The sequence below is a fragment of the Kitasatospora sp. NRRL B-11411 genome (assembly GCF_000721345.1).
In the GTDB taxonomy this organism is placed as follows: Bacteria; Actinomycetota; Actinomycetes; order Streptomycetales; family Streptomycetaceae; genus Kitasatospora; species Kitasatospora cineracea.
Genome location: NZ_JOGH01000001.1, coordinates 17,704 through 42,306 on the forward strand (window position 1 = coordinate 17,704; position 24,603 = coordinate 42,306).

The following is a 24,603-nucleotide window of genomic DNA, read 5'->3' on the forward strand; positions in this document are numbered from 1 at the left end:
GTGCGCCACCTCCAGTCTGCTCCCGTCCGCGCCGCCGCGGGCGGTGGCTCAGGCCGCCGCGTCGCCGTCCCAGTCGATGCCGATCTCGGCCAGCCAGCGGCGGTCGGCCGCGTCGGGCTCGGGGGTCGGCTGGCCGGGGCGGGCCGGGGGGCGCGGGATGTGCTGGACCGGGCCGACGCCGTAGCGGGCGGCGGCGGCCTCGGAGGCCGGGTCGCCGGGCTCCAGGACGCCGATGTGCACGGCCTCCTCGTCGCCCGGGTCGAGGACGATCAGTTCGGGGTCGGGCAGGCGGCGCAGCGCGATGCGGCGGCCGCAGAGCGGGCAGGACCATTCGTCGGCCCCGGAACCGAGCCGGCCGGTGAGTCTCATCTGGTGGATCGGCGGTGGCATTGGACTTCCCCCGTCCAAGCTGTCTTCTCCCTACCGAGAGGCATGCCCGCTCACCGCCCGTCGCCAACCCGGTGGAAAGGTGTCATTCGGCGAACAACGGGTGTCAGTCCAGGAAGAGTTGACGGGCCGTCGCGGACTGCTCGATCGCCTCCAGCCGGGCTTCGGCGTCCGGCAGTTCGTCGCACATGGTCTGCAGCAGGACCCGGCCGAGCATCATCGGCGCGCACGCGGTGTCGAAGACCAGGCCGGTGCCGACGGCGGCGGGCAGCAGGACGTCGGAGAGCTTGGCGACGGGGGCGAACGCCGAGTCGGCGACGGTGAGCACCGTCAGCCCGCACTCCCGGGCCACCGCGAGGGCGTCCATCAGCTCGCGCGGGTAGCGCGGCAGCGCGAAGCAGAGCAGCGCGGTGGCCCCGGCGGCGGCGACCTGCTCCAGCCGGTCGGCGAGCATCGAGCCGCCCTCGTCGAGCAGCCGGATGTCGGGGTGCACCTTGCCCGCGAAGTACGCGAATCCGCGGGCCTGCGCGGAGGCGGCCCGCAGGCCGAGCACGGGCAGCGGGCGGGAGGCGGCCAGGATCCGGGCGGCCCGGACGATCGGGGCCGGGTCGGCGAGCAGTTCGGCGAGGTGGCGCAGGTGCTCGATCTCGGCCAGCACGGCCTGCTGGTGCTCGTTGCGCACCACGTCGTGGTGGCTCTCGGGGGTGCCCGGCTCGCCGACGCCGAGCTCGCGCAGCTGCTTGCGCAGCGCCGGGTAGCCGTCGTAGCCGAGCGCGACCGCGAACCTGGTCACCGAGGGCTGGCTGACCCCGGCCAGTTCGGCGACCTCCACGCTGGACAGGAACGGCGCCTCGGCGGCGTGCCGGACCAGCGAGTGGGCGATCCGCCGCTGGGTGGGCGTGAGGCGGTGGCCCTCGAAGAGGTGGAGCAGCCGGGCGGAGGGCCCGGTGGCGGTGCCGGTCTCGTCCAGGGCGGTCATGTGCGCTACCTCCACGCTCGGTTGGGCGGTCGCCGGTGGCTTCGACGGTGGGACGACTGTGGCGCAGTCCCGCCAGGTGGGCAATCCCGTATCGCCTGGCGGGACGGGCGGCTCCGGAGCGCGAGCCGGCGGGTGCGCCGCCCGCCCACCGCCCGGCCCGCCCGTCCCGCGGCCGGTCAGGCCAGCGGTCCGGTGACCTGCTCGACCGCCTCCAGCAGCGCGCCGGAGGCGACCAGGTCGGCGGCGGCCTCCAGGTCCGGGGAGAGGAAGCGGTCCCGGCCCGGTCCGCCGACGCCGGCCGCGCGGGCGGCGGCGACCGCGGCGGCGGTCGCCGGGGCGAGCGCGCCCGGCTGCTCGGCGGCCTGCTCCCGGATCTCCAACGCCCGTGCGGAGGCGACGAGTTCCACCGCGAGCACCCGCCCGAGGTTGGCCACCGCCTGGCGCAGCTTGCGGGCCGCGGACCAGCCCATCGAGACGTGGTCCTCCTGCATCGCCGAGGACGGGATGGAGTCGACCGAGGCGGGCACCGCGAGCCGCTTGTTCTCGCTGACCAGCGCGGCCTGGGTGTACTGGGCGATCATCAGGCCGGAGTCGACGCCCGGGTCGTCGGCCAGGAAGGCGGGCAGGCCGTGCGAGCGGGCCTTGTCCAGCAGCCGGTCGGTGCGCCGCTCGGAGATCGAGGCCAGGTCGGCGGCGGCGATCGCCAGGAAGTCCAGCACGTAGCCGACCGGCGCGCCGTGGAAGTTGCCGTTCGACTCGACCCGGCCGTCGGGCAGCACCACCGGGTTGTCCACCGAGGCGGCCAGTTCCCGTTCGGCGACCAGCGCGGCGTGCGCCAGGGTGTCCCGGCCGGCGCCGGCGACCTGCGGGGCGCAGCGGATCGAGTACGCGTCCTGGACCCGCGGCGCGTCGTCCTGGTGGTGGCCGGTCAGTCCGGAGCCGCGCAGCACGGCCAGCATGTTGGCGGCGGCGGCGGCCTGCCCGGGGTGCGGGCGGATCGGGGCGTGCAGTTCGGGGGCGAGCACCTTGTCGGTGCCGAGCAGCGCCTCCAGGCTCATCGCGGCGGTGACGTCGGCGGTGGTGTAGAGCCGGCGCAGGTCGGCGAGCGCCATCACCAGCATGCCGAGCATGCCGTCGGTGCCGTTGATGAGGGCCAGGCCCTCCTTCTCCAGCAGTTCGACGGGGGCGATCCCGGCGGCGGCGAGCAGTTCGGCGGCGGGCTTCTCCACCCCGTCCGGGCCGAACGCGGTGCCCTCGCCCATCAGCACCAGCGCGCAGTGCGAGAGCGGGGCGAGGTCGCCGGAGCAGCCCAGCGAGCCGAACTCGCGCACCGCGGGGGTGATCCGGGCGTTCAGCAGGGCGGCCATCGTCTCGGCGACCAGCGGGCGCACGCCGGTGCGGCCGGAGGCCAGGGTCTTCATCCGCAGGAACACCAGCGCCCGGACCACCTCGGTCTCCACCACCGGCCCCATGCCCGCGGCGTGCGAGCGCACCAGCGAGCGCTGCAGCTGGGCCCGCAGTTCGGGGCTGATGTGCCGCACCGCGAGCGCCCCGAAGCCGGTCGACACGCCGTACACCGGCCGCGGCTCGGCGGCCAGCGCGTCGATCCGGGCCCGCGCGGCGGCCATCTCGGCGAGCGCGTCCGGCCCGATCTCCACCCGGGCCCCGCCGCGGGCGACGGCGAGGACGTCCTCGGCGCTGACGTCGGCCTTGCCGACCCGGACGACCACACTGTGCATATCCATATGCACAATCTCATCAGGTGAATGGTGATGTGACAAGCAGCGTCGCGCACCCCGTCCGGCCAGCCGCCGGTGGTTGACTGGCCCGCGGAGGTGCGAGACGCATGGCGCGGGCAACGGAACGGCGACGGGTGGTACGGCTGCGCGGCGGGGAACGGGGGGCGCGGCCCGACAGCCTGGCCGCCGAGGAGCCACTGGAGATCCGGATCGGCGGCGAGGCGCTGACCGTCACCATGCGCACCCCCGGCCACGACTTCGACCTGGTCGCCGGGTTCCTGGTCGGCGAGGGCCTGGTCGGCGCCACCGAGGAGCTGGCCGCGCTGCGCTACTGCGCCGGGACGGACGCCGGGGGCGCCAACACCTACAACGTGGTCGACGCCACCGTCCGCGGCGCCCGCCCGGCCCTATCGGCCCACCGCAACCTGCTGACCACCAGCGCCTGCGGCCTGTGCGGCCGGGACACCGTGGACGCCGTCCGGACCCGCTCGCGCTGGGACGTCTCCACCGACCCGCTGAGCGTCCCCGCCGAGACCCTCTACCTGCTCCCCGAGCGGCTGCGCGCCGCCCAGCGCACCTTCGACAGCACCGGCGGCCTGCACGCCGCGGGCCTGTTCACCGCGGACGGGACGCTGCTGTGCGCGCGCGAGGACGTCGGCCGGCACAACGCGGTGGACAAGGTGGTCGGCTGGGCGCTGCGCGAGGGCCGGCTCCCGCTGGCCGGCCACCTGCTGCTGGTCTCCGGCCGGGCCTCCTTCGAGCTGACCCAGAAGGCCGCGCTGGCCGGCCTGCCGCTGCTGGCCGCGGTCTCCGCCCCGTCCTCGCTGGCCGCCGACCTGGCCGAGGAGCTGGGCCTGACCCTGGTCGGCTTCCTGCGCGAGGACACCGCGAACGTCTACACCCGCCCCGACCGGATCGGCTAGGCCCCAGGCCCAGGCCCAGGCCCCGGACCCCGGGCCCCGAACCCGGGCCCCGGCCGCCCGTTCAGACCAGCGCGGCGACCAGCAGGGCGAACGCGGCGACCAGGACGGCGACCCGGGCGTAGTGGTAGCGGTCCCAGCGGTCGCTCTGCTCGCGCCAGTCGGCGGGCCGGTTCTCCGGGGTCCAGTGCTTGCTCCGGTTGTTGATCGGGACGAGCAGCAGCACCGACATCAGCACGCTGGCCACCAGCAGCCCGGCGGCGGTGACCACCAGCGGGGTGCCGGGGTGGTGCCAGCGGGCGGCGGCCCAGGCCGCGGCGAGGCCGAGCGAGCCGAAGTACCAGAACGGCATCAGGGCGCCGAGCATCCGGCCGCCGTGGGCACGGCCGAGCTGGTAGCTGTCCTCGGGCAGCGCGCCGAGGATCCGGTTGACCACGAAGGCGACGGCGAGCTCCACCCCCACCATCAGGCCGACGGCGACGACGGTGACGACCTCGAGCGCGTTGATCATGGCATTCCCTCCCGGACTGCGACCTAGCGGCGCTAGGTGATGGTGCAACGCTAGCGCTACTGCCGCTCTCTTGTCTAGCGATGCTAGGATCGACTCATGTCGGTACAGGAACGCAAGGAACGCGAACGGGCCGGGCGCGAACGCCTCATCGTGGCCACCGCCCGCGAACTCGCCGAGCAGCAGGGCTGGGACGCCGTCACCACCCGCCGGCTCGCCGAGCGCATCGAGTACAGCCAGCCCGTCCTCTACAGCCACTTCCGCGGCAAGCGCGAGATCATCGGCGCGGTCGCCCTGGAGGGCGCCGCCGAACTGGCCGCGGCGGTGCGGGCCGCCACCGCCGCGGCGGACGGCCCGCGGGCCCGGGTCGCCGCGCTGGCCCGCGCCTACCTGGACTTCGCCGAACGGCACCCGGCGGTCTACGACGCGATCTTCCAGCTGGACGGCGGCCTCCCCTACGCCCAGGAGGACACCCCCGCCCCGCTCAAGGACGCCTTCGCCGCCCTGCTGGAACCCCTCGCCGAGGTCACCGGCGAGGGCGTCCACCCGGGGCTGTTCACCGAGACCTTCTGGGCCGCCCTGCACGGCCTGGCCACCCTGACCCGGACCGGGCGGCTGCCGAGCGAGTTCACCGAGCAGCGGGTGGAGCTGCTGGTGGACCGGCTGGCCGTCGTCCCCGCGGGCGCCTGAGCCGCGGCTACGCGGGCGGCGGCGAGCAGGGCCCGGCGAGCGCGACCGCGACCAGGGCGCGCAGGGCCGGGGCGGTCTGGGTGAACGGCAGGGTGGACTCGTCCGCGAAGAGTTCGAGCAGCCAGCCGCCGGCCGGGTTGGTGCCGCCCGCGGCGGCCATCGCCCGGTAGCCGGAGACCACCATGACCGCCTCCTCGGCGGCGTCGTTGCCGGGGGCCCCGGCCCGGAGGGTGAAGGAGCCGCCGGTGACGGCCCGCGAGGTGAGCGGGTAGTGGCGCAGGTCGAAGACCGCGTCGGGGGCCTCGATCTGGGCCCGCTGGGTCTGGGCCCGGGCGGAGGCCGGACCGCCGGTCATCCGGTAGACCGCGTGCCGGGCGGTGCGCATCAGCGGGGAGCCGGGCGGCACGTAGGAGATCCACCAGCCGACGGCGTTCAGCAGCCGGGAGGCGGCCTCGGCGACCAGGGCGAGCCGTCCGAGGGTGTCGGCGGGGTGGGTCGGGCCGGCCTGGTCGAGGGCGCCGAGGACGGCGGCGAGCAGCTGCCCGGGGTCGGCGCTGTGCGCGGCGCCGCGGAAGCGCCGCCGGTCGCCGCCCGGCCGCCCGCCGGGGGCCCGGCGCTGCTGCGGGTCGGCGGCGTCGGCGAGCTGCACCGTCGGGTCGGGGGCGTAGGCGGGGCCGTGGCTGCGGCCGGCCACCACGGGGTGCGCGGCCCGGCCGGCCTTGGCCCGGTACTGGGCGGCGTCGGCGAGCCGGAACAGCCGGTCGGGGGTGGTGACCGGGCCGATCGAGTCGCCGGTGGAGGCGATGCCGCAGGCGACGCCCTCGCCGTCGGTCAACTCCAGGGCGCGGACGCAGAGTTCCTCGGCGACGGCGACCACCTCGTCGGCCGACTGGCCCTCCGCGAGCAGGCAGAACTCGTCGCCGCCGAGCCGGGCGGCCAGGCTGCCGGGGAGCTTGGCGGCGGACAGCGAGAGCTGGTGGGCGAAGCGTTCGAGCAGCCGGTCGCCCATCTCGTGGCCGAGCTGGTCGTTGACCCGCTTGAGCCCGTTGACGTCGCAGACCACCAGCGAGACCACCGCGCCGTCCCGGGTGTGGGCCTTGAGCGCCTCGTCGAGCCGGGCGTCGACGGCCCGGCGGTTGGCCAGGCCGGTGAGCGCGTCGGTGAAGGCGAGGCGGCGCAGGTCGGCGACCCGCTCGGTCTGGGCCAGGCCGGCCGAGACCTGGGCGGCCAGCAGGGTGGCGTACTCGGCGTCGGCGCCGGTGAAGACCGGCATGCCGATGCCGCGGGCCAGGTAGAGCTCGCCCCAGGCCTGGCCGTGCAGGACGATCGGCGCGACCAGGCAGCAGCCGCGGCCGCGCCGGCGCAGCCCGGCGGCCCGCTGGCGGCAGAACGCGCCGGAGCCGGGGTGGTCGTGGCCGGTGTGCGGGCCGCTGTCCTCGGCGGTCTGGACCCAGGCGCGGGGCAGCCGGCCGGTGGTCCAGTGCTCCTCCAGGTAGGTGACGATCTCCGGGAAGTCGGCCACCGGGTACGACTCGTCCTCGGGCAACTCCTGTTCGCCGGGCGAGAGTTCGCCGTGGTTGACGAGCACCCGCAGCCGCCCGGACTCGCGGTCCCAGACCGAGACGGCGGCCATCGTGGCGCCGAGCGCGGAGACGGCCCGGGCGGCGGCGGCCCGGACCGCCTCCAGCGGGGTCAGCGCGCCCGCCATGTCCTGGGCGAGTTCCACCACGGCCTGCAGCCGCAGGTCGGGCGCCGCCGCCTCGAACGAGGCCCGCTCGTCCATGGTCGCCTCACTCACCGTTGACCTCTCCCTACCCGTGGGGCACTTCTACCCAGACTAGGGGGGTATGCGCGGTTTGCGGCTGAAGGGCGGGAGTCAGTCGCCGGTGGGCACCCGGGTGAGCAGCCAGGGCTCGACCAGGCCGAGGCCGCGGACCGGGCGGCGCCACATCGGCTGGAGGTGGAAGCGGTGGCCGGGGGCGGGGGCGCTCTCGGGGAGGGTCGCGGTGCCGTGCTGGTCGAGCGCGGCGGCGAGTTCGCCGTCGACCAGGACGGCGTCCTTGGGGGCGATCGAGGTCAGCCGGGAGGCCAGGTTGACGGTGGTGCCGAAGACGTCGCCCATCCGGGAGGTGACGGTGCCGAAGGCCATGCCGACCCGCAGGGCGGGCATGTTGTCCTCCTTGGCGAGCGTCTCGACCAGGGAGAGGGCGATCTCGGCGACGGTGGCCGGGTCCTCGGAGACGAACAGGATCTCGTCGCCGAGGGTCTTGACCACCCGGCCGCCCTGGCCGGCGATCAGGTCGGAGCAGGTGTTCTCGAAGCCCTCGACGAGTTCGCCGAGTTCCTCCTCCTCCAGCCGGCGGGAGAGCCGGGTGAAGCCGACCAGGTCGGCGAAGGCGACGGCGAGCCGCCCGGAGGTGACCTCGTGGTCCTCGGCGGCGGCGACCACCCGGCCGGTGACGGCGGCCAGCTGGCGGCGCCAGACGTACACCAGGAACTGCTCCAGCTCGGGGAGCAGCAGTTCGACCAGCGGGTAGGCGACGTCGGAGCGGGTCATGCCGGGTTCGACGGGCTGGGTGAGGTTGTCGAGGAAGGTGTCCATCTGCCAGCCGGCCAGCCGGGCGGTGGTCTGGCCGGTGGAGCGGGCGACCTGGATCGCCATCGGCTCGCTGAGCAGCCCGGACTCGATCAGGCCGGCCAGCCGGCGCAGCGCGATCACGTCGTTGTCGGTGAGGGCGCGGGACTGGCCGATGTCGGGGAAGCCCATGGCGCGCCAGAACCGGGTGGCGAGGTCCATCGGGACTTCGGCGGCGCGCGCGGCCTGGTACGGGGTGTACTTGCGCGGCGCGTCGAGGATCAGCCGCTCCAGGTCGGTGGCGACGGTGGCCCCGTCGTCCGTCGCGCCGTTGCCGGAGCCCTCCGTGGCGCCGCCGTTGTCTGTCACCGGTCCGTCCCCGTGCGGCCTGCCGCACTTGTGTCTTGCCGTCTTCGAGGTGCGGGCACGCGACCACCGCGGGGGTAGTGGCGAGCCTCACACCGCTGCCAGGTGGAATGTTCGCACGGAATCGCGTAATCCGGGGCATCCGCCCGGCAGCCGGTCGGCCGGTCCCGCTGGGTGAGACCGGCGCGGCCGTCGCGGGGTCAGTCCTGCGGGCGGACGTGCACCACGTCCCCGGCGGCGACGGGGTGCCGGGCGCCGTCGGGGGTGCGCACCACCAGGCGGCCGTCGCCGTCCACCGCGACGGCCTCGCCGAGCAGTTCGCGCTCCCCGGGGAGCTGGACCCGCACCGGGCGGTTCAGCGTGGTGCAGCGGGCGGTGTAGGCGGGCAGCAGGCCGCTGGCGTGCGGGTCGCCGGCCGCGGCGGTCCACTCGCCGTACAGTTCGGCGAACTCGCGCAGCACGGCGCGCAGCAGGGTCGAGCGGTCGGTGGTCGCGGCGCCGGCCAGGGCGAGCGAGGTCGCGGTGGGGACGGGCAGTTCGTCGGCGCGCAGCGAGACGTTCAGGCCGAGGCCGGCCACCACGGCGCCGCCGGACAGTTCGGTGAGGATGCCGCCGAGCTTGCGCTCCTGCCCGTCGACGACGGCCTGCAGGTCGTTGGGCCACTTCAGGCCGGTGCGCACCTCGGCGATCCGGTCGAGGGCGGCGGAGACGGCGGTGCCGATCAGGATCGGCAGCCAGCCGTAGCGCTCCATCGGCACGCCCTGCGGGCGCAGCAGCACCGACAGGAACAGCCCGGAGCGCGGCGGGGCGTTCCAGCGGCGGTCGAGGCGGCCGCGACCGGCGTTCTGCGACTCGGCGACCAGCACCGCGCCCTCGGGCGCGCCGTCCTTGGCCCGGGCGGCGAGGTCGGCGTTGGTGGAGCCGGTCTCGGTCACCACATCGAGTGAGGTCCACAGGGCCCCGGGGCGCAGCAGGTCGAGCCGCAGGGCCCGTTCGTCCAGCGGGGGGCGCTCCAGGTCGGTCCACGGGGAGGGGCCGTCGTGGCCGAAGCCGCGCAGGCCGGAGCGGCGGGGACGGGGGCTGTCGGGAGTGGTCACCGGGCCAGCCTAGGCCGCCGCACGGACGCCGCACGCCGCATCATCGTCCCGCAGAACGGGCAGTGGGACGATGTGGCGATGGCCATAACCACGCGCGCGTCGGCGCTGGTTACGCTACTCAACGGTAGACCGCAGCGCCGCCCTGCCCGCAACCCTCACGCGCCGGGCCGGCGGCCGAGGACGCAGGGAGAGCCACCGGAATGACCCAGGCACCGCAGAACCCGCACACCACCGCCGGGAAGCTCGCCGACCTGCGCCGGCGGATCGACGAGGCGGTGCACTCCGGCTCGGCCGCGGCGGTCGAGAAGCAGCACGCCAAGGGCAAGCTGACGGCCCGTGAGCGGATCCTCGAACTGCTCGACGAGGACTCCTTCGTGGAGTTCGACGAGTTCGCCCGGCACCGCTCCACCAACTTCGGCCAGGAGAAGAACCGCCCGTACGGCGACGGCGTGGTCACCGGCTACGGCACCGTGGACGGCCGCCAGGTCGCGGTGTTCGCCCAGGACTTCACGGTGTTCGGCGGCTCGCTCGGCGAGGTGTTCGGCGAGAAGATCGTCAAGGTGATGGACTTCGCGCTGAAGACCGGCTGCCCGATGATCGGCATCAACGACTCCGGCGGCGCCCGGATCCAGGAGGGCGTGGTCTCGCTCGGCCTGTACGGCGAGATCTTCCGGCGCAACGTGCACGCCTCCGGGGTGATCCCGCAGATCTCGCTGATCATGGGCCCGTGCGCGGGCGGCGCGGTCTACTCCCCCGCCGTCACCGACTTCGTGGTGATGGCCGACCAGACCTCGCACATGTTCATCACCGGCCCCGACGTGATCAAGACCGTCACCGGCGAGACGGTGGACATGGAGGAGCTGGGCGGCGCCCGGACCCACAACACCAAGTCCGGCAACGCGCACTACCTGGCCGCCGACGAGAAGGAGGCGATCGAGTACGTCAAGAGCCTGCTCTCGTACCTGCCCTCCAACAACCTCTCCGACCCGCCGGCCTACCCCGAGCAGGCGGACCTGTCGATCACCGACGAGGACCTCGAACTCGACGCCATCGTCCCGGACTCGGCGAACCAGCCGTACGACATCCGCCGGGTGATCGAGCACGTGCTGGACGACGGCGACTTCCTGGAGGTCCAGCCGCTGTACGCGGGCAACATCGTGGTCGGCTTCGGCCGGGTCGAGGGCCACCCGGTGGGCGTGGTCGGCAACCAGCCGATGGACCTGGCCGGCTGCCTGGACATCGCGGCCAGCGAGAAGGCCGCCCGCTTCGTGCGCACCTGCGACGCGTTCAACATCCCGGTGCTGACCTTCGTCGACGTGCCCGGCTTCCTGCCCGGCACCGGCCAGGAGTGGGACGGCATCATCCGGCGCGGCGCCAAGCTGATCTTCGCCTACGCGGAGGCCACCGTGCCGCTGATCACCGTCATCACCCGCAAGGCGTTCGGCGGCGCGTACGACGTGATGGGCTCCAAGCACCTGGGCGCGGACCTCAACCTGGCCTGGCCGACCGCCCAGATCGCCGTGATGGGCGCCCAGGGCGCGGTCAACATCCTGCACCGGCGGGAGATCGCCGCCGCCGAGGCCGAGGGCGTCGGCGAGGAGCGCCGCGCCGAACTGCTCGCCTCCTACGAGGACACCCTGCTCAACCCGTACCTGGCCGCCGAGCGCGGCTACGTGGACGCGGTGATCGCGCCCAGCGAGACCCGGCGGCACATCGTCCGCGGGCTGCGGGCGCTGCGCGGCAAGCGGGAGGCGCTGCCGCCGAAGAAGCACGGCAACATCCCGCTCTGACCCCTGAAGGGAGCTCCGCACCATGACGCCCATCCACGTGCTGCACGGGCAGCCGACCCCCGAGGAGCTGGCCACCGTCCTGGCGGTGGTCCAATCCCGGGCCGCCACGCGGGCCGCCGCCCCCGCGCGCGGCCCGGCCACCGCCTGGACCACCCGCACCCACCGCCCGCTGCCCGCCCCGGGCCCGCACGCCTGGCGCACCAGCCTCTGGCCGCGCTGACCCGGCGCCCCGGCGCGGCGGAGTGAGTACGGATACTCAGGCGCCGCGCCGGAAGGCCGTTGCAGGGTGGGGGTGTGCTCTGGTCAGACCCCCGCGACGAGCCGTCGCAAGAGGCTCGTGAAGTGCAGCTGAGGCTGCGGCGGACGGGGCTGGTGCTCGCACTGCTGGCCCTGGCGGGGGCGGCCCTGGTGCTGCTCTAGGCGCGGCTAGGCTTGGGGGCATGACCGCTCGTCGCCCGCTGGTTCTCGCGTCCGCCTCCCCCGCCCGTCTGGGCCTGTTGCGGCAGGCCGGCCTGGAGCCGCTGGTGCGGGTGAGCGGGGTGGACGAGGACGCGCTGAGTGCTCCGACGCCCGGCGAGCTGGCGCTGGTGCTGGCGGTGGCGAAGGCCGAGAAGGTGGCCGGGGAGCTGGCCGCGGAGCCGGGCGAGCCGCCGCTGGTGGTCGGGTGCGACTCGGTGCTGGAGCTGGACGGCGTCGCGCTGGGCAAGCCGGCCGACGCCGCGGAGGCGCTGGAGCGCTGGCGCTCGATGCGCGGCCGGGCGGGCGTGCTGCGCACCGGCCACTGCGTGATCGACACCGCGACCGGGCGGCGGGCGGCCGCGACCGCCTCGACCACCGTCCGGTTCGGGACGCCGGACGACGCCGAGGTCGCCGCGTACGTCGCCTCCGGCGAACCGCTGCACGTGGCCGGGGCGTTCACCCTGGACGGCCGTTCGGCACCGTTCGTGGAGGGGATCGACGGCGACCCCGGCAACGTGATCGGCCTGTCGCTGCCGCTGCTGCGCACCCTGCTCGCCGAGCTGGACGTGCGCATCACCGACCTGTGGGCCTGAGGCCCCGTCAGCCCGTCGCGGGGGCGTGCTTGGCCAGGTAGCCGAGCACGTCGGGCAGCGCGCCGTCCCGGAGCAGCGGGGCGCCGTGGTTGCCGCCGGGGTAGACCTTGAGCTGCTTGTCCTCGGCGACGGAGGCGTCGTACAGGGCCTTGGCGTTGGCGGCGAACGGGGAGTCGAGCTGTTCGGCGGCGAAGTAGGTGGGGGTCTTCACCACGGTGACCGCCAGGGCGGCGTTGAACAGCGGGTACGACTCGGGCGAGCTGAGCGAGACCACGGCCCTGACCGGCAGCGGGTTGTCGAGCTTGGCGGCGACCAGTGAGGCGGCGGCGCCCTTGGAGGCGCCGACCAGGGCGACCGCGCCGACGCCCTTGCCCTGGTAGTAGCGTTCGGCGGCCTTGATGCCCTCGGTGACGTCGCCGGAGCAGGTGAAGGCGAGCACCGCGTAGCCGGCCTTGGTGAACTGGTCGAGGACGGGCGCCCATTCGCAGAGCGAGCCGTCGGCCTGGTGCGAGAAGACCACGCCGACCTTGGCGTGTCCGGCGTCGGAGTCCCGGTAGTAGGCGTCCAGGTAGTTCCCGGCGGCGGTGCCGCCGTCGAGGGTGAAGGAGCCCTTGGCGGCCTGCTCCTGGGTGACGCAGCCGTAGGTGTTGGCGCTGGGCGCCGGGTCGGCCTTCGTACCTCCGCCGCCGGAGCAGGCGGTGAGCAGCAGGGCGGTCGCGGCCAGCGCGACGGGCAGTGCGGAACGCTTCACGTTTTCCCCCGTGAATCGTGCGGACGGTGCGTGGTGGCTGTGACGGTAGGGAGCGGCCCGATCGGGGTCAATGGTCTGAACCATTCCGTTATGGCCGGCCCGGAACCGGATCATCCCGCTCCGGTTTCCCGGTTGCGGAATCGGACAGAACCGGGCCCGCACATCTGTTGCAGAGTTCCACCCCCTCTCCAGCCGGGCGCCGTTAGGCTGACGCAGCCGGACCGGAAAGGGGCGACGAGGAGCCGAAGATGACCGATGGAGTGCTCAACGTCGTTCTGGGACTGGTCGCTTCGGCGATCAGCGCCGGGCTGGGCTGGCTGGCCCAGTCGCTGCGCCGGCGGCGCCGGCTGGAACGGGAGCGGGCGTTCTTCGGGCTGCCGGCCGGCGGCGAGGCGCTGCTGGTGGTCAACCGCCAGGCGTCGGCCACGGACGCCAAGAGCGTGGCCCGCGACGACGTGTACGCGCTGATGGAGCTGTCCGCGCTGGTGCGCGAGTGCGGCGCGCGGGCGACGCTGACCGGGCACGACGAGGTCCGGCAGGGGCTGGGCGACAAGACCGAGTTCTGCGTGGGCGGCCCGGTCGGCAACCGGCGGACGGCGGCCCACCTGGAGTCCTGGCTGCCGGGGGTGGCGTTCGTCGACCCGCCCGCGGAGGCCGGGCACCCGGTGCACACCCTGCTGGTCGGCACCCGGGAGTTCCGGTTCCTGACCTCCCGGGAGGAGCCCGGCCAGCGGGCCCACGTGCTGCTGGCCCGGGTGCACCTGCGCGAGGGCAGCCGGCCGGTGTTCCTGATCGCCGGGCAGACCGCGGTCTCCAACCACGCGGCCGCCCGCTACCTGGTCGCCCACCACCGGGAGCTGGCCCGCAAGCACGGCCGGGACGGCGCGTTCGCGGTGGTGCTCCGGGTGGTGAACGCCCGCGCGTACGGGCCGGACGTGGTCGAGTTCGAGGCCGACGTGACGGACGCGGCGGTCAGCCGTCCGGAACCGGCGGCGGTCTGAACCGACCCCGGTGTGGCGAAGGCCACCCCACCCCCGACCGGCGCTCCAGCGCTCCGGTGCACGATCGCCCAGGGCCCACTGCCTGCGACGCGCCGCCAACGGCCGCCACTGGCACGGGAGTACGGCAACCGAGCGTGTGAGCACGCTCACCACCAGGGACTACTCGCCGGTAGCGCCCTCCAATCCATAGACTCGACGAGGTTCGAGAAGGGAGCCACAGTGCGCAAGGTGCTCATCGCCAACCGCGGAGAAATCGCCGTCCGCGTCGCCCGGGCCTGCCGGGACGCGGGTATCGCCAGCGTCGCCGTGTACGCGGAGCCTGACCGGGACGCGCTGCACGTGCGGGCCGCCGACGAGGCGTACGCGCTGGGCGGCGACACCCCCGCCACCAGCTACCTGGACATCGCCAAGGTGCTCAAGGCCGCCGCCGACTCGGGAGCGGACGCGGTCCACCCCGGCTACGGTTTCCTCTCCGAGAACGCCGAGTTCGCGCAGGCCGTGCTCGACGCCGGCCTGACCTGGATCGGCCCGCCGCCGCAGGCCATCCGCGACCTGGGCGACAAGGTCACCGCCCGGCACGTCGCCCAGCGCGCCGGCGCCCCGCTGGTGGCCGGCACCGCCGACCCGGTCTCCGGCGCCGACGAGGTCGTCGCGTTCGCCGCCGAGCACGGCCTGCCGGTCGCCATCAAGGCGGCGTTCGGCGGCGGCGGCCGCGGCCTGAAGGTCGCCCGCACCCTGGAGGAGATCCCCGAGCTGTACGAGTCGGCGGTCCGCGAGGCGGTCGCCGCGTTCGGCCGCGGCGAGTGCTTCGTCGAGCAGTACCTCGACAAGCCGCGGCACGTGGAGACCCAGTGCCTGGCCGACCAGCACGGCAACGTGGTGGTCGTCTCCACCCGCGACTGCTCGCTGCAGCGCCGGCACCAGAAGCTGGTCGAGGAGGCGCCCGCGCCGTTCCTGACCGACGAGCAGAACGCCGAGCTGTACCGGGCGTCCAAGGCGATCCTGCGCGAGGCGGGCTACGTCGGCGCCGGCACCTGCGAGTTCCTGGTCTCCCAGGACGGCCTGATCTCCTTCCTGGAGGTCAACACCCGCCTGCAGGTCGAGCACCCTGTCTCCGAGGAGGTCGCCGGCCTCGACCTGGTCCGCGAGATGTTCCGGATCGCGGACGGCGAGGAGCTCGGCTACGACGACCCCGAGATCCGCGGCCACTCCTTCGAGTTCCGGATCAACGGCGAGGACCCGGGCCGCAACTTCCTGCCCGCGCCCGGCACCGTCACGCTGTTCGCCCCGCCGTCCGGCCCGGGCGTCCGGCTGGACGCCGGTGTGGAGTCCGGCTCGGTGATCGGCCCGGCCTGGGACTCCCTGCTGGCCAAGCTGATCGTCACCGGCGCCGACCGCAAGCAGGCCCTGCAGCGCGCCAAGCGCGCCCTGGAGGAGTTCAAGGTCGAGGGCATGGCCACCGCCATCCCGTTCCACCAGGCCGTGGTCACCGACCCCGCGTTCGCCCCCGAACTGACCGGCTCCACCGAGCCGTTCACGGTCTACACCCGGTGGATCGAGACCGAGTTCGAGAACACCATCCCGGCGTTCACCGGCGCGGGCGGCGACGGCGAGGAGCCCGAGGGCCGCGAGACCGTGGTGGTCGAGGTCGGCGGCAAGCGGATCGAGGTCTCGCTGCCGTCCTCGCTCGGCGTCGCCTCGGCCCCGGCGGCCGCCGCGGGCTCGGCGAAGGCCAAGCGCCGGGTGGGCGCGAAGAAGGCCGCCTCGGCGGTCTCCGGCGACACCCTGGCCTCGCCGATGCAGGGCACCATCGTGAAGGTCGCCGTCGAGGAGGGCCAGGTGGTCGCCGAGGGCGAGCTGATCGTGGTCCTGGAGGCGATGAAGATGGAGCAGCCGCTGAACGCCCACAAGGCGGGCACCGTGGTCGGCCTCAAGGCCGAGGTCGGCGCCTCCGTCTCCAGCGGCGCCGCGCTCTGCGAGATCAAGGACGTCTGAGGGTAGGACGCGCACGCCCCGGAAGGGCGGCGGGAGTCTCCGGACCCCGCCGCCCTTCGGCCTACCCGGCCGCGCCGACCGGGTCGGCCGCGCCCGCCGCGCCCAGCACCAACTCCTCGACGCCGCACAGGAACCCGGCCATCTGCGCCCGGTCCAGCAGCGCGCCGTCCGCCACCATCCGCAGCTCGACCGCGCCGGGCACCGCGACCACGTCCACCGCGACCGACACCCCGGGGCGGGCCGGGAACTCGTCCGGGAAGCTCAGCTCCCGCTCCCCCGCGCCGCCCGGCCCCGGCGCGTCGGCCATCAGCGCGGCCAGCGGGTCCCGGGTGTCGTTCCAGACCACCGAGTGGTCGGCCGGTTCGACGCCCGCGGCCCGCAGCCCGGCCAGTTCGGCGTCCAGCCGCGGCTTGTCGTAGCCGGCGTGCCGGTAGGCGGTGAGCGCCGGGCCGTGGGCGCGGCGGACGGTCTCGGCGAAGTCGTCGGCGAGCTCCGGGAGGTGGAACAGGCCCTCCTGGGCGAGCGTGGTGACGGCCTCGGCGGACCGCTCGGTGAACCGGTTGCCGACCACCACCTGGCAGAGGAACTCGCGCTGCCCGCCGAGCCGGCCCAGTGCGGTGGCGGCGGCGGCCAGCAGCACCGTGGCGTCGCCGGTGCGCAGCCGGGCGGCGGCCGCGGGGAGGGCGTCGGCCAGCGCCGGGGAGCGCAGCACCGCGTACGGGAAGGTCCGCGCCGGGTCGGGCGCGGCGGCCGGGCGGGGCAGCAGGGCCCGCGGGCCGGCGGCCAGCTTCTCCCGCCAGTGCCGGCGGGCGGCGGCGTCCCGGCGGCGGCCGCGCGGGCCGGCCTGCTCGGCGGCCTCGTCCAGCGGCTGGGCGAACTCCCGTTCGGCGCGCAGGTCCCGGGCGCTGCGCCCGGCGGCCAGCAGCATCAGGTCGCGGACGGCGCGGCGCATCCCCCAGCCGTCGGCGGCGGTGTGCGAGAGCACCAGGACGGTCTGCCGGACCAGGCCGTCGACCAGTACCAGGCCGAGCCGCACCGGCCACTCGCGGGCCGGGTCGAAGGGCTCCCGGGCGTACCGGTCGAGCAGTTCGGCGGCCGCGGCGGCGGCCCGCTCGGGGGTGTCCCGGTGCAGCAGCGCCACCGGGAGGGTGCCGTCGGCGTCGACCAGCTGGTGCAGTGCGCCGTCCTGCTCGACCAGCCGGGTGCGCAGCGCGTCGTGCAGGTGGAGCAGTTCGGTGCAGGCGCGGAGCACGGTGCCGGGCTCCGCGCCGGGGTCGACGGGGGCGGCCAGCCGCAGGTTGTAGCGGGGCGACTCGGCGCCGAGCCGGACCAGGGCGGTGTGGATGGCGCGCTGGCCCCAGGTCGCGGGGCCGCGGCCGCCGCGGGCCCGACGCACCGTCAATTCGGTTGTGCGGTCGAGTGTTTCGCTCGCTGCGTCCATGGGGGCAGACGCTACAAGCGGCTCGGCCGGGGCGGCCAGGGGTCGGCCGCGGGCGGGCCGGAACCGGTCAGTGCGGCGCCGCCGGGCGGGTCGGCCGCCCGCGCGGTCAGCGGATCCGTTCGGCGAGCCGGGCGGCGGGCGGCAGGGCGCCGTGCGGGGCGGGGCGGCGCTGGCCGGGCAGCGGGGCGCCGGGGGCCAGGCCGGGCTGCGGCGGGCCGGGGCGGCGGGCGGCCTGCTGGTGGGCGGCGCTCTCGGTGGCCAGGCCGAGCGAGGCCACCGAGACCTGCACCCCGCAGTCGGCGAGGGCGTGCTGCTCGCGGGAGGTGAGGTCCTCCAGCAGGGTGCGCTCGTCGGTGACCAGCCGGGTGATCGCCTCGGTGGCGACGGTCTGGAACATGCTGTCGGCGCCGAGCTTGGTGTGGTCGGCCAGCACGATCACCTCGTTGGCGGCCTGCACCAGGGCCCGGTCGACCGAGGCGGAGAGCATGTTGGCGGTGGACAGGCCGCGTTCGGCGGTCAGTCCGCTGCCGGAGATGAACGCCTTGGTGACCCGCAGCCCGGCCAGCGACTGCTCGGCGCCGCTGCCCACCAGGGCGTAGTTGGAGCCGCGCAGGGTGCCGCCGGTCATCACCACCTCGACCCGGTTGGCGTGCGCCAGCGCCTGGGCGACCAGCAGCGAGTTGGTGACCACGGTCAGCCCGGGCACCCGGGCCAGCCGGCGGGCCAGCTCCTGGGTGGTCGTCCCGGCGCCGACCACGATGGCGTCACCCTCCTCGACCAGGTCCGCGGCGAGGTCGGCGATGGCGCTCTTCTCGGCGGTGGCGAGGTGGGTCTTCTGCGGGTAGCCCGGATCACGGCTGAACCCGCCGGGCAGCACCGCGCCGCCGTGGCGGCGGTCGAGCAGCCCTTCGGACTCCAGCGCCCGGACGTCCCGGCGGACGGTGACTTCGGAGGTCTGGACGACGCGGGCCAGCTCACGGAGCGACACGGCTCCGTTGGCGCGCACCATCTCGAGGATCAACTGGCGACGTTCTGCTGCAAACACAGGACCGACGGTAACCCGAGTGACCGTCTGCTTTCAGGCGTTTGCACCTGGTAACGGGATTTGCTCACCTCGGGACGGCGCACGACCGTACAATGCGCGCTCCACCGGGCGGGTGAGCCGGGCAGCGTGCGCCCGGCTCGTTCCCGTACGTCCCGCGCGCCCCGGGGGTCCGGGGCCCGCGCGCCCCGCTAGGAGCCCGCGCCCTCGCGCTTGCGGATGTGCAGCTGGCGGGCCGCCTCGGCGGTCGAGCCGGACAGCGACGGGTACACCGTGAAGGCGCTGGCGACCTGCTCCACCGTCAGGTTGTTGTCGACGGCCAGCGAGATCGAGTGGATCAGCTCGGAGGCGCGCGGGGCGACCACCACGCCGCCGACCACGATGCCGGTGCCGGGGCGGGCGAACAGCTTCACGAAGCCGTCCCGGATGCCCTGCATCTTGGCCCGCGGGTTGCCGCGCAGCGGGAGCTTGACCTCGACGGCGTCCATCTTCCCGCAGGACACGTCGGCGTGGGTGTAGCCGACGGTGGCGATCTCCGGGTCGGTGAACACGTTGGACGCCACGGTCTTCAGGTTCAGCGGCTGCACCGCGTCGCCGAGCGCGTGGTACATGGCGATCCGGCCCTGCATGGCGGCCACCGAGGCCAGCATGAAGACGCCGGTGCAGTCGCCGGCCGCGTACACGCCGGGGGCGGAGGTGCGGGAGACCCGGTCCACCTTGATCTGGCCCCAGTCGTTGACCGCGACGCCGGCCTCCTCCAGGCCCAGCTCCTCGGTGTTGGGGAGCGAGCCGACCGCCATCAGGCAGTGCGTGCCGGTGATCACCTTGCCGTCGGCCAGCGTCACCTCGACCCGGTCGCCGACCCGCTTGGCGCTCTCGGCCCGGGAGCGGCTCATCACGTTCATGCCGCGGCGGCGGAACACGTCCTCCAGCACCTCGGCGGCGTCCGGGTCCTCGCCCGGGAGCACCCGGTCGCGCGAGGAGACCAGCGTGACGTTCGAGCCGAGCGCCTGGTAGGCGCCGGCGAACTCGGCGCCGGTGACGCCGGAGCCGACCACGATCAGCTCGCGCGGCAGCTCCTCCAGGTCGTACACCTGTGTCCAGGCCAGGATCCGCTCGCCGTCCGGCTGCGCGTCGGGCAGCTGGCGCGGGCGGACGCCGGTGGCGATCAGCACCGCGTCGGCGCGCACCGACTCGACGGCGCCGTCGGCGAGTTCGACCAGCACCTCGCGGGAGCCGTCGATCGCCTGGCCGCCGGTGCCGAGCCGGCCGCGGCCGCGCAGCACGGTGACCCCGGCCCGGGTGACGGCCTGGGTGATGTCGTGGGACTGGGCGATCGCCAGGCGCTTCACGCGCCGGTTGACCTTGCCGAGGTCGACGCCGACCACCCGGGCCGGGTCGGCCGGGTCCGGCGTGCCGTCCGCGACCAGGATGCCCAGCTCCTCGTAGGAGCTGTCGAAGCTGGTCATCACCTCGGCGGTGGCGATCAGCGTCTTGGACGGCACGCAGTCCGTCAGCACCGCCGATCCGCCCAGACCGTCGCGGTCGACGACGGTCACCTCCGCGCCGAGCTGGGCGGCCACGAGGGCCGCCTCGTATCCGCCTGGTCCGCCACCGATGATCACGATCCGAGTCACGTGCCCCATTGTCCCGCATGCCGGAACGGATTCCACGCCGGGGGCGTTGTTGTTGCCCGCCCGGCTAGCCGGTCTGCTGGATCGAGGCCGACACCAGCACCCCGCCGGACACCGTGTAGGTGCCCTCGTAGGTCTTCGTGCTGCCGTCGGTCTGGACCGCGTAGATCACCGCCCGCACCTGGTTCGAGCCGAAGGTGCTGGTGGTGCCCAGGTAGATGCTGGCGGTGGTGGCGTAGCCCTTCACCCAGCCGTTGTAGTCGCTGCCGCCGATGTTCTTGCCGCCGAGCGCCCAGGCCGCCGCGTAGTCGTGGTTGCTGATGTCCTCGTAGTACTGCTGCACCACGGCGATCGCGCTGGTGAGCGTCGGGTTGCCGCCGCCCTTCGCGGTGGTGACCGTGACGGTCGGGTTCGGCGTCGCGGTGACCGTCTGCGGCGTGACGGTGACCGTCGGGGTCGGCGTCGGCGTGACGGTGACGGTCGGGGTCGGCGTCGGGGTGACGGTGACGGTCGGGGTGGGCGCCGCGGTGACGGTCACCGGGCCCGGCGGGCTGGCACCCGCGCCGCCGCCCGAGCCGCCGCTGGAACCGCAGCCGACCGCGGCCGCGAGCAGCACCGCCGCCACGGCCGGTGCACCCGCCACTACCGGTAGTTGTCGCATCAGGACGCTCCCGTCCGGCGCGCACCCCGCCCCCGACCCGGCGGGTCCGCCCGCGGGATGAGACCTCCCTCCACCGTAGGCCCGCCCCGGACGCGCAGCCCGGCGGACCGCCCCGCTCCCGTAGGCTGGCGCCATGTCGCTCTACGCCGCCTACGCCACCAACCTCGACGCCCGGCAGATGTCCCGGCGCGCCCCGCACTCCCCGCTGCGCGGCACCGGCTGGCTGCCCGGCTGGCGGCTGACCTTCGGCGGCGAACAGCTCGGCTGGGAGGGCTCGCTGGCCACCGTGGTGGAGGACGAGAAGGAGCAGGTCTTCGTCTCGCTCTACGACGTGGCCCCGATGGACGAGGACGGCCTGGACCGCTGGGAGGGCGTGCAGCTCGGCATCTACCGCAAGGTGAAGCTGCGCGCGCAGACCCTGGACGGCGAGGTCGCGGTCTGGACGTACGTGCTCAACGACTACGAGGGCGGGCTGCCCGCCGCCCGCTACCTCGGCCTGATCGCGGACGCGGCGGAGAGCGCCGGCGCCCCCGACGACTACGTGCTGGACCTGCGCCGCCGGCCCTGCTGAGCCCGCGCCGCCTGCCCTGCCCTTGCCCTGCCGGGCCCGCGCACCGGTCCGGCCGGGCCTGTGCCTTCCGCCCGGCCGGGCGCTCCGGCCGGGGAGGAATGCTGTCGTTCCACGCAATCCGGGTAACGATCCGGCATGGCCTGGGCGTGCTGTCTACGCGCGTAGGCAGATTTGACCTATCCTCGACCGTGTGAACGCATCTCCTCAGACGGTCGTCTCCGCCGACCCCTACGCCGCCGCCCGGGCCGCTGCCGACCGGCTGCGCGAACTCACCGGCGCCGAGCGCCACGACGTCGCCCTGGTGATGGGCTCCGGCTGGGTGCCGGCCGCCGACGCCCTGGGCGAGACGCTGGCCGAGTTCCCGGTCACCGACCTGCCCGGCTTCCCCGCCCCCGCGGTGGCCGGCCACGCCGGCACCATCCGCTCGGTGCGGATCCCCGGCGGCGGCGAGCGCCGGGCCCTGGTCTTCCTCGGCCGCAACCACTACTACGAGGGCCACGGCGTGGCCACCGTGGTCCACGGCGTGCGCACCGCCGCCGCGGCCGGCTGCCGCACCGTGGTGCTCACCAACGGCTGCGGCGGCCTGCGCGAGGGCTGGGTCCCCGGCCAGCCCGTGCTGATCAGCGACCACATCAACCTGACCGCGGACTCCCCGATCGTCGGCGCCAACTTCGTCGACCTCACCGACCTGTACTCCAAGCGCCTGCGCACCCTGTGCCGCGAGGTCGACCCGTCCCTCGACGAGGCCGTCTACGTGCAGTTCCGCGGCCCGCACTACGAGACCCCGGCCGAGGTCAACATGGCCCGGGTGATCGGCGGCGAACTCGTCGGCATGTCCACCACCCTGGAGGCCATCGCCGCCCGCGAGGCCGGCGCCGAGGTGCTCGGCATCTCGCTGGTCACCAACCTGGCCGCCGGCATCACCGGCGAGCCCCTCAACCACGCCGAGGTCCTGGAAGCCGGCAAGGCCTCCGCCGAGCGGATGGGCGCCCTGCTGGCGAAGGTCCTGGAACGGATCTGACACCCCGGCAGGAGCCGGACTCCCGCCCCGCGCCGCCCGCCTGACGGAGAATCGGGCGATGTGGCGAGCAACAGCACGGGGCAGCGGGGCGGGAGCCGGACCGCCACGCCGGGGCCGGGGCCGGAGCAACGGCGGCCGGGCGAGCGGGCCGGAGGGCCGGACCCGAGGGCATCCAGGCCACCGGGTCCGGGGCAACGGCAACGGCACCCGGGCCTATGGCGCCGCGGCCGAGTCGCCGAGGCCCAGGGGCCGGAGCGCTCGGGACCGCGAAACCGGTTCCGCACGTCGGTCCGGGTCGTCGAACGCAGCGCGGAGCCGGGGCCGGAGGACCGGACCCGAGGCATCCGGGCCGCCGGAACCGAGCCCGGGGCAACGGCAACGGCACCCACCGCGGCCGAGTCGCCGGGGCCCCGGGGCCGGGGCCGGACCCAAGGCATCCAAGCCACCGGGGCCGGGGGCAACGCACCCGGGCCTACGGCGCCGCAGCCGGGCCGCCCGCCGAACCCGGCGGGCCCTCCTCCGGCGGGCGTCGGGACCCGGTCCGGCCCGCACCGCACCGCACCGCACGCGCCCGTCCCCGCTCCCGTCCCCACCCTCCACACCTCTCTTCCTCTTCCTCGTCCTCACACCTTTCGTCCTCTCGTCCTCCACACACAGGGAGCGGGCCGCATGCCGAAGGCACCCACCACCGACCTCCTCGACCGGGCCCGCGCCTGGCTGGCCGAGGACCCCGACCCGCAGACCCGCGCCGAGCTGACCGCGCTGCTGGCCGCCGCCGAGGGGCCGGAGGCCGAGGCCGAGGAGCGGATCGCCTGGTCCCGGCTGGCCGAGCGCTTCGCCGGGCGGCTGCAGTTCGGCACCGCCGGGCTGCGCGGCGAGCTGGGGGCCGGGCCGATGCGGATGAACCGCGCCGTGGTGATCCGGGCCGCCGCCGGCCTGGCCGCGTACGTGCGGAAGAACCCGGCGCTCGGCGACCTGGTGGTGATCGGCTACGACGCCCGCCACAAGTCGTACGACTTCGCCCTCGACACCGCCGCCGTGGTGGTGGGCGCCGGGCTGCGCGCCGCGCTGCTGCCCCGCGCGCTGCCCACGCCCGTGCTGGCGTACGCGATCCGGCACCTGGGCGCGGCGGCCGGCGTGGTGGTCACCGCCAGCCACAACCCGCCGCAGGACAACGGCTACAAGGTGTACCTGGGCGACGGTTCGCAGATCGTGCCGCCCGCGGACGCCGACATCGCCGCCGAGATCGACGCGCTGGGCGCGCTGGCCGACGTCCCGCGCGCCGAGAGCGGCTGGGAGGTGCTCGGCGACGACGTCCTCGCCGCCTACCTGGCCCGCGCCGCCGCCGTCCTCGACCCGGCCGGCCCGCGCGACCTGGCCACCGTCTACACCCCGCTGCACGGCGTCGGCCGCGACGTGCTGCTGGCCGCGTTCGCCGCGGCCGGGTTCCCGGCGCCGACCGTGGTCGCCGAACAGGCCGAGCCCGACCCGGACTTCCCCACCGTCGCGTTCCCCAATCCGGAGGAGCCCGGCGCGATGGACCTCGCCTTCGCCGCCGCCCGCGAAGCCCGCCCCGACCTGGTCATCGCCAACGACCCGGACGCCGACCGCTGCGCCGTCGCCGTCCCCGACCCCGCCGCCGACGGCGGCTGGCGGATGCTCCGCGGCGACGAGGTCGGCGCCCTGCTCGGCGCGGCCCTGGCCGCCAAGACCTCCGACGGCGTCTTCGCCACCACCATCGTCTCCTCCACCCTGCTCGGCAGGATCGCCGCCGCGGCCGGTCTGGGCTACGCCGAGACGCTCACCGGCTTCAAGTGGATCTCCCGCACCGAGGTCATCCGCTACGGCTACGAGGAGGCCCTCGGCTACTGCGTCGACCCGGACGGCGTCCGCGACAAGGACGGCATCACCGCCGCCCTCCAGATCGCCGAACTCGCCGCCGGCCTCAAGCGCGACGGCCGCACCCTCACCGACCTCCTGGACGACCTGGCCCTCGCCCACGGCCTGCACGCCACCGACCAGCTCTCGGTCCGGGTCGACGACCTCTCCGTCATCTCCGACGCGATGGCCGCCCTCCGCGACAAGCCCCCGGTCGAACTCGCCGGCCTCACCGTCACCCGCGCCGACGACCTGACCGCCGGCACCCCGGAGCTCCCCCCGACCGACGGCCTCCGGTACTTCCTCACCGGCCCGGCCGTCAGCTCCGCCCGCGTCGTCGTCCGCCCCTCCGGCACCGAGCCCAAGCTCAAGTGCTACCTGGAGGCCGTCCTCCCGGTCGCCTCCCGGGCCGACCTGCCGGCCGTCCGCGCCCAGGCCCGCGACCTGCTCGACGTCCTCAAGCAGGACTTCGCCACCGCCGCCGGCCTGACCTGACCCGATCCGA

Annotated in this window: 22 protein-coding genes and 1 pseudogene; 11 read left to right on the plus strand and 12 right to left on the minus strand. The window is 74.9% G+C overall.

The window, feature by feature from the left end; all coding sequences use genetic code 11:
• Positions 1-48: 48 nt before the first annotated feature.
• The 3 genes from IH44_RS40400 to hutH form a co-directional block, all read right to left on the minus strand.
• Entirely contained in the window at positions 49-390 is a 342-nt protein-coding gene (locus IH44_RS40400; protein ID WP_035953434.1) for a hypothetical protein, read from the minus strand.
• A 103-nt stretch (positions 391-493) separates the two neighbouring features.
• Entirely contained in the window at positions 494-1,366 is an 873-nt protein-coding gene (locus tag IH44_RS0100095; RefSeq protein WP_030457256.1) for a MurR/RpiR family transcriptional regulator, read from the minus strand.
• Positions 1,367-1,542: 176 nt separating this feature from the next.
• Positions 1,543-3,105 carry a histidine ammonia-lyase gene (hutH, locus tag IH44_RS0100100; protein ID WP_030457257.1) on the minus strand — a complete coding sequence of 521 codons (1,563 nt, stop codon included), beginning with the start codon at positions 3,103-3,105 and terminating at the stop codon, positions 1,543-1,545.
• A 107-nt stretch (positions 3,106-3,212) separates the two neighbouring features.
• Between hutH and fdhD the strand changes: the two genes are divergently transcribed.
• Positions 3,213-4,028, plus strand: coding sequence for a formate dehydrogenase accessory sulfurtransferase FdhD (gene fdhD / locus IH44_RS0100105; protein ID WP_030457258.1), 816 nt, complete (start codon positions 3,213-3,215; stop codon positions 4,026-4,028).
• Positions 4,029-4,089: 61 nt separating this feature from the next.
• Here the strand turns inward: fdhD and IH44_RS0100110 are convergent, their stop codons facing one another.
• Entirely contained in the window at positions 4,090-4,536 is a 447-nt protein-coding gene (locus IH44_RS0100110) for a DUF1772 domain-containing protein (RefSeq protein WP_030457259.1), read from the minus strand.
• A gap of 96 nt (positions 4,537-4,632) precedes the next feature.
• On the opposite strand from IH44_RS0100110, the gene IH44_RS0100115 reads away from it, so the two are divergent.
• Positions 4,633-5,223 (plus strand): TetR/AcrR family transcriptional regulator, encoded by a 591-nt coding sequence (locus IH44_RS0100115; RefSeq protein ID WP_030457260.1) that lies wholly within the window; start codon positions 4,633-4,635, stop codon positions 5,221-5,223.
• 565 nt (positions 5,224-5,788) lie between these two features.
• Here IH44_RS0100115 and IH44_RS47540 read toward each other — a convergent pair.
• The 3 genes and pseudogenes from IH44_RS47540 to IH44_RS0100130 form a co-directional block, all read right to left on the minus strand.
• Positions 5,789-6,931 (minus strand): annotated as a pseudogene (locus tag IH44_RS47540) (diguanylate cyclase domain-containing protein); the annotation flags it as partial.
• Between the two features lie 168 nt (positions 6,932-7,099).
• Positions 7,100-8,167 carry an adenylate/guanylate cyclase domain-containing protein gene (locus tag IH44_RS0100125; RefSeq protein WP_035953436.1) on the minus strand — a complete coding sequence of 356 codons (1,068 nt, stop codon included), beginning with the start codon at positions 8,165-8,167 and terminating at the stop codon, positions 7,100-7,102.
• A 197-nt stretch (positions 8,168-8,364) separates the two neighbouring features.
• Positions 8,365-9,261 (minus strand): biotin--[acetyl-CoA-carboxylase] ligase, encoded by an 897-nt coding sequence (locus IH44_RS0100130; RefSeq protein ID WP_369794868.1) that lies wholly within the window; start codon positions 9,259-9,261, stop codon positions 8,365-8,367.
• Between the two features lie 200 nt (positions 9,262-9,461).
• On the opposite strand from IH44_RS0100130, the gene IH44_RS0100135 reads away from it, so the two are divergent.
• From IH44_RS0100135 to IH44_RS0100150, 4 genes are all read left to right on the plus strand, one after another.
• Entirely contained in the window at positions 9,462-11,051 is a 1,590-nt protein-coding gene (locus IH44_RS0100135) for an acyl-CoA carboxylase subunit beta (RefSeq protein WP_030457264.1), read from the plus strand.
• Between the two features lie 22 nt (positions 11,052-11,073).
• Positions 11,074-11,271, plus strand: coding sequence for an acyl-CoA carboxylase subunit epsilon (locus tag IH44_RS0100140; protein ID WP_030457265.1), 198 nt, complete (start codon positions 11,074-11,076; stop codon positions 11,269-11,271).
• A gap of 74 nt (positions 11,272-11,345) precedes the next feature.
• Complete coding sequence (mmpB, locus tag IH44_RS49020) at positions 11,346-11,471, plus strand: morphogenic membrane protein MmpB (protein WP_255358028.1); 126 nt, start codon at positions 11,346-11,348, stop codon at positions 11,469-11,471.
• A 20-nt stretch (positions 11,472-11,491) separates the two neighbouring features.
• Entirely contained in the window at positions 11,492-12,103 is a 612-nt protein-coding gene (locus IH44_RS0100150; RefSeq protein WP_030457266.1) for a nucleoside triphosphate pyrophosphatase, read from the plus strand.
• Positions 12,104-12,110: 7 nt separating this feature from the next.
• On the opposite strand, the gene IH44_RS0100155 is transcribed toward IH44_RS0100150, so the two are convergent.
• Positions 12,111-12,854, minus strand: a complete 744-nt coding sequence (locus tag IH44_RS0100155) for an alpha/beta hydrolase (protein ID WP_030457267.1) — start codon at positions 12,852-12,854, stop codon at positions 12,111-12,113.
• Between the two features lie 248 nt (positions 12,855-13,102).
• Here IH44_RS0100155 and IH44_RS0100160 point away from each other — a divergent pair, with 248 nt between their 5' ends.
• Positions 13,103-13,855 (plus strand): hypothetical protein, encoded by a 753-nt coding sequence (locus IH44_RS0100160; protein ID WP_030457268.1) that lies wholly within the window; start codon positions 13,103-13,105, stop codon positions 13,853-13,855.
• Between the two features lie 219 nt (positions 13,856-14,074).
• Entirely contained in the window at positions 14,075-15,850 is a 1,776-nt protein-coding gene (locus IH44_RS0100165) for a biotin carboxylase N-terminal domain-containing protein (RefSeq protein ID WP_030457269.1), read from the plus strand.
• A 61-nt stretch (positions 15,851-15,911) separates the two neighbouring features.
• On the opposite strand, the gene IH44_RS0100170 is transcribed toward IH44_RS0100165, so the two are convergent.
• From IH44_RS0100170 to IH44_RS45090, 4 genes are all read right to left on the minus strand, one after another.
• Positions 15,912-17,291, minus strand: coding sequence for a condensation domain-containing protein (locus tag IH44_RS0100170; RefSeq protein WP_030457270.1), 1,380 nt, complete (start codon positions 17,289-17,291; stop codon positions 15,912-15,914).
• A gap of 106 nt (positions 17,292-17,397) precedes the next feature.
• Positions 17,398-18,300, minus strand: coding sequence for a DeoR/GlpR family DNA-binding transcription regulator (locus tag IH44_RS0100175; protein ID WP_051816414.1), 903 nt, complete (start codon positions 18,298-18,300; stop codon positions 17,398-17,400).
• 224 nt (positions 18,301-18,524) lie between these two features.
• Positions 18,525-19,979 carry an NAD(P)H-quinone dehydrogenase gene (locus IH44_RS0100180; RefSeq protein ID WP_030457272.1) on the minus strand — a complete coding sequence of 485 codons (1,455 nt, stop codon included), beginning with the start codon at positions 19,977-19,979 and terminating at the stop codon, positions 18,525-18,527.
• 55 nt (positions 19,980-20,034) lie between these two features.
• Entirely contained in the window at positions 20,035-20,628 is a 594-nt protein-coding gene (locus IH44_RS45090) for a hypothetical protein (protein WP_157852042.1), read from the minus strand.
• A 133-nt stretch (positions 20,629-20,761) separates the two neighbouring features.
• Between IH44_RS45090 and IH44_RS0100190 the strand changes: the two genes are divergently transcribed.
• From IH44_RS0100190 to IH44_RS0100200, 3 genes are all read left to right on the plus strand, one after another.
• Positions 20,762-21,199, plus strand: coding sequence for a gamma-glutamylcyclotransferase (locus tag IH44_RS0100190; RefSeq protein ID WP_030457274.1), 438 nt, complete (start codon positions 20,762-20,764; stop codon positions 21,197-21,199).
• A 190-nt stretch (positions 21,200-21,389) separates the two neighbouring features.
• Entirely contained in the window at positions 21,390-22,220 is an 831-nt protein-coding gene (locus IH44_RS0100195; protein ID WP_030457275.1) for a purine-nucleoside phosphorylase, read from the plus strand.
• 669 nt (positions 22,221-22,889) lie between these two features.
• The gene (locus tag IH44_RS0100200) at positions 22,890-24,593 is read left to right on the plus strand and encodes a phospho-sugar mutase (protein WP_030457276.1); all 1,704 of its coding nucleotides are present in this window, start codon (positions 22,890-22,892) and stop codon (positions 24,591-24,593) included.
• Positions 24,594-24,603: the final 10 nt, after the last annotated feature.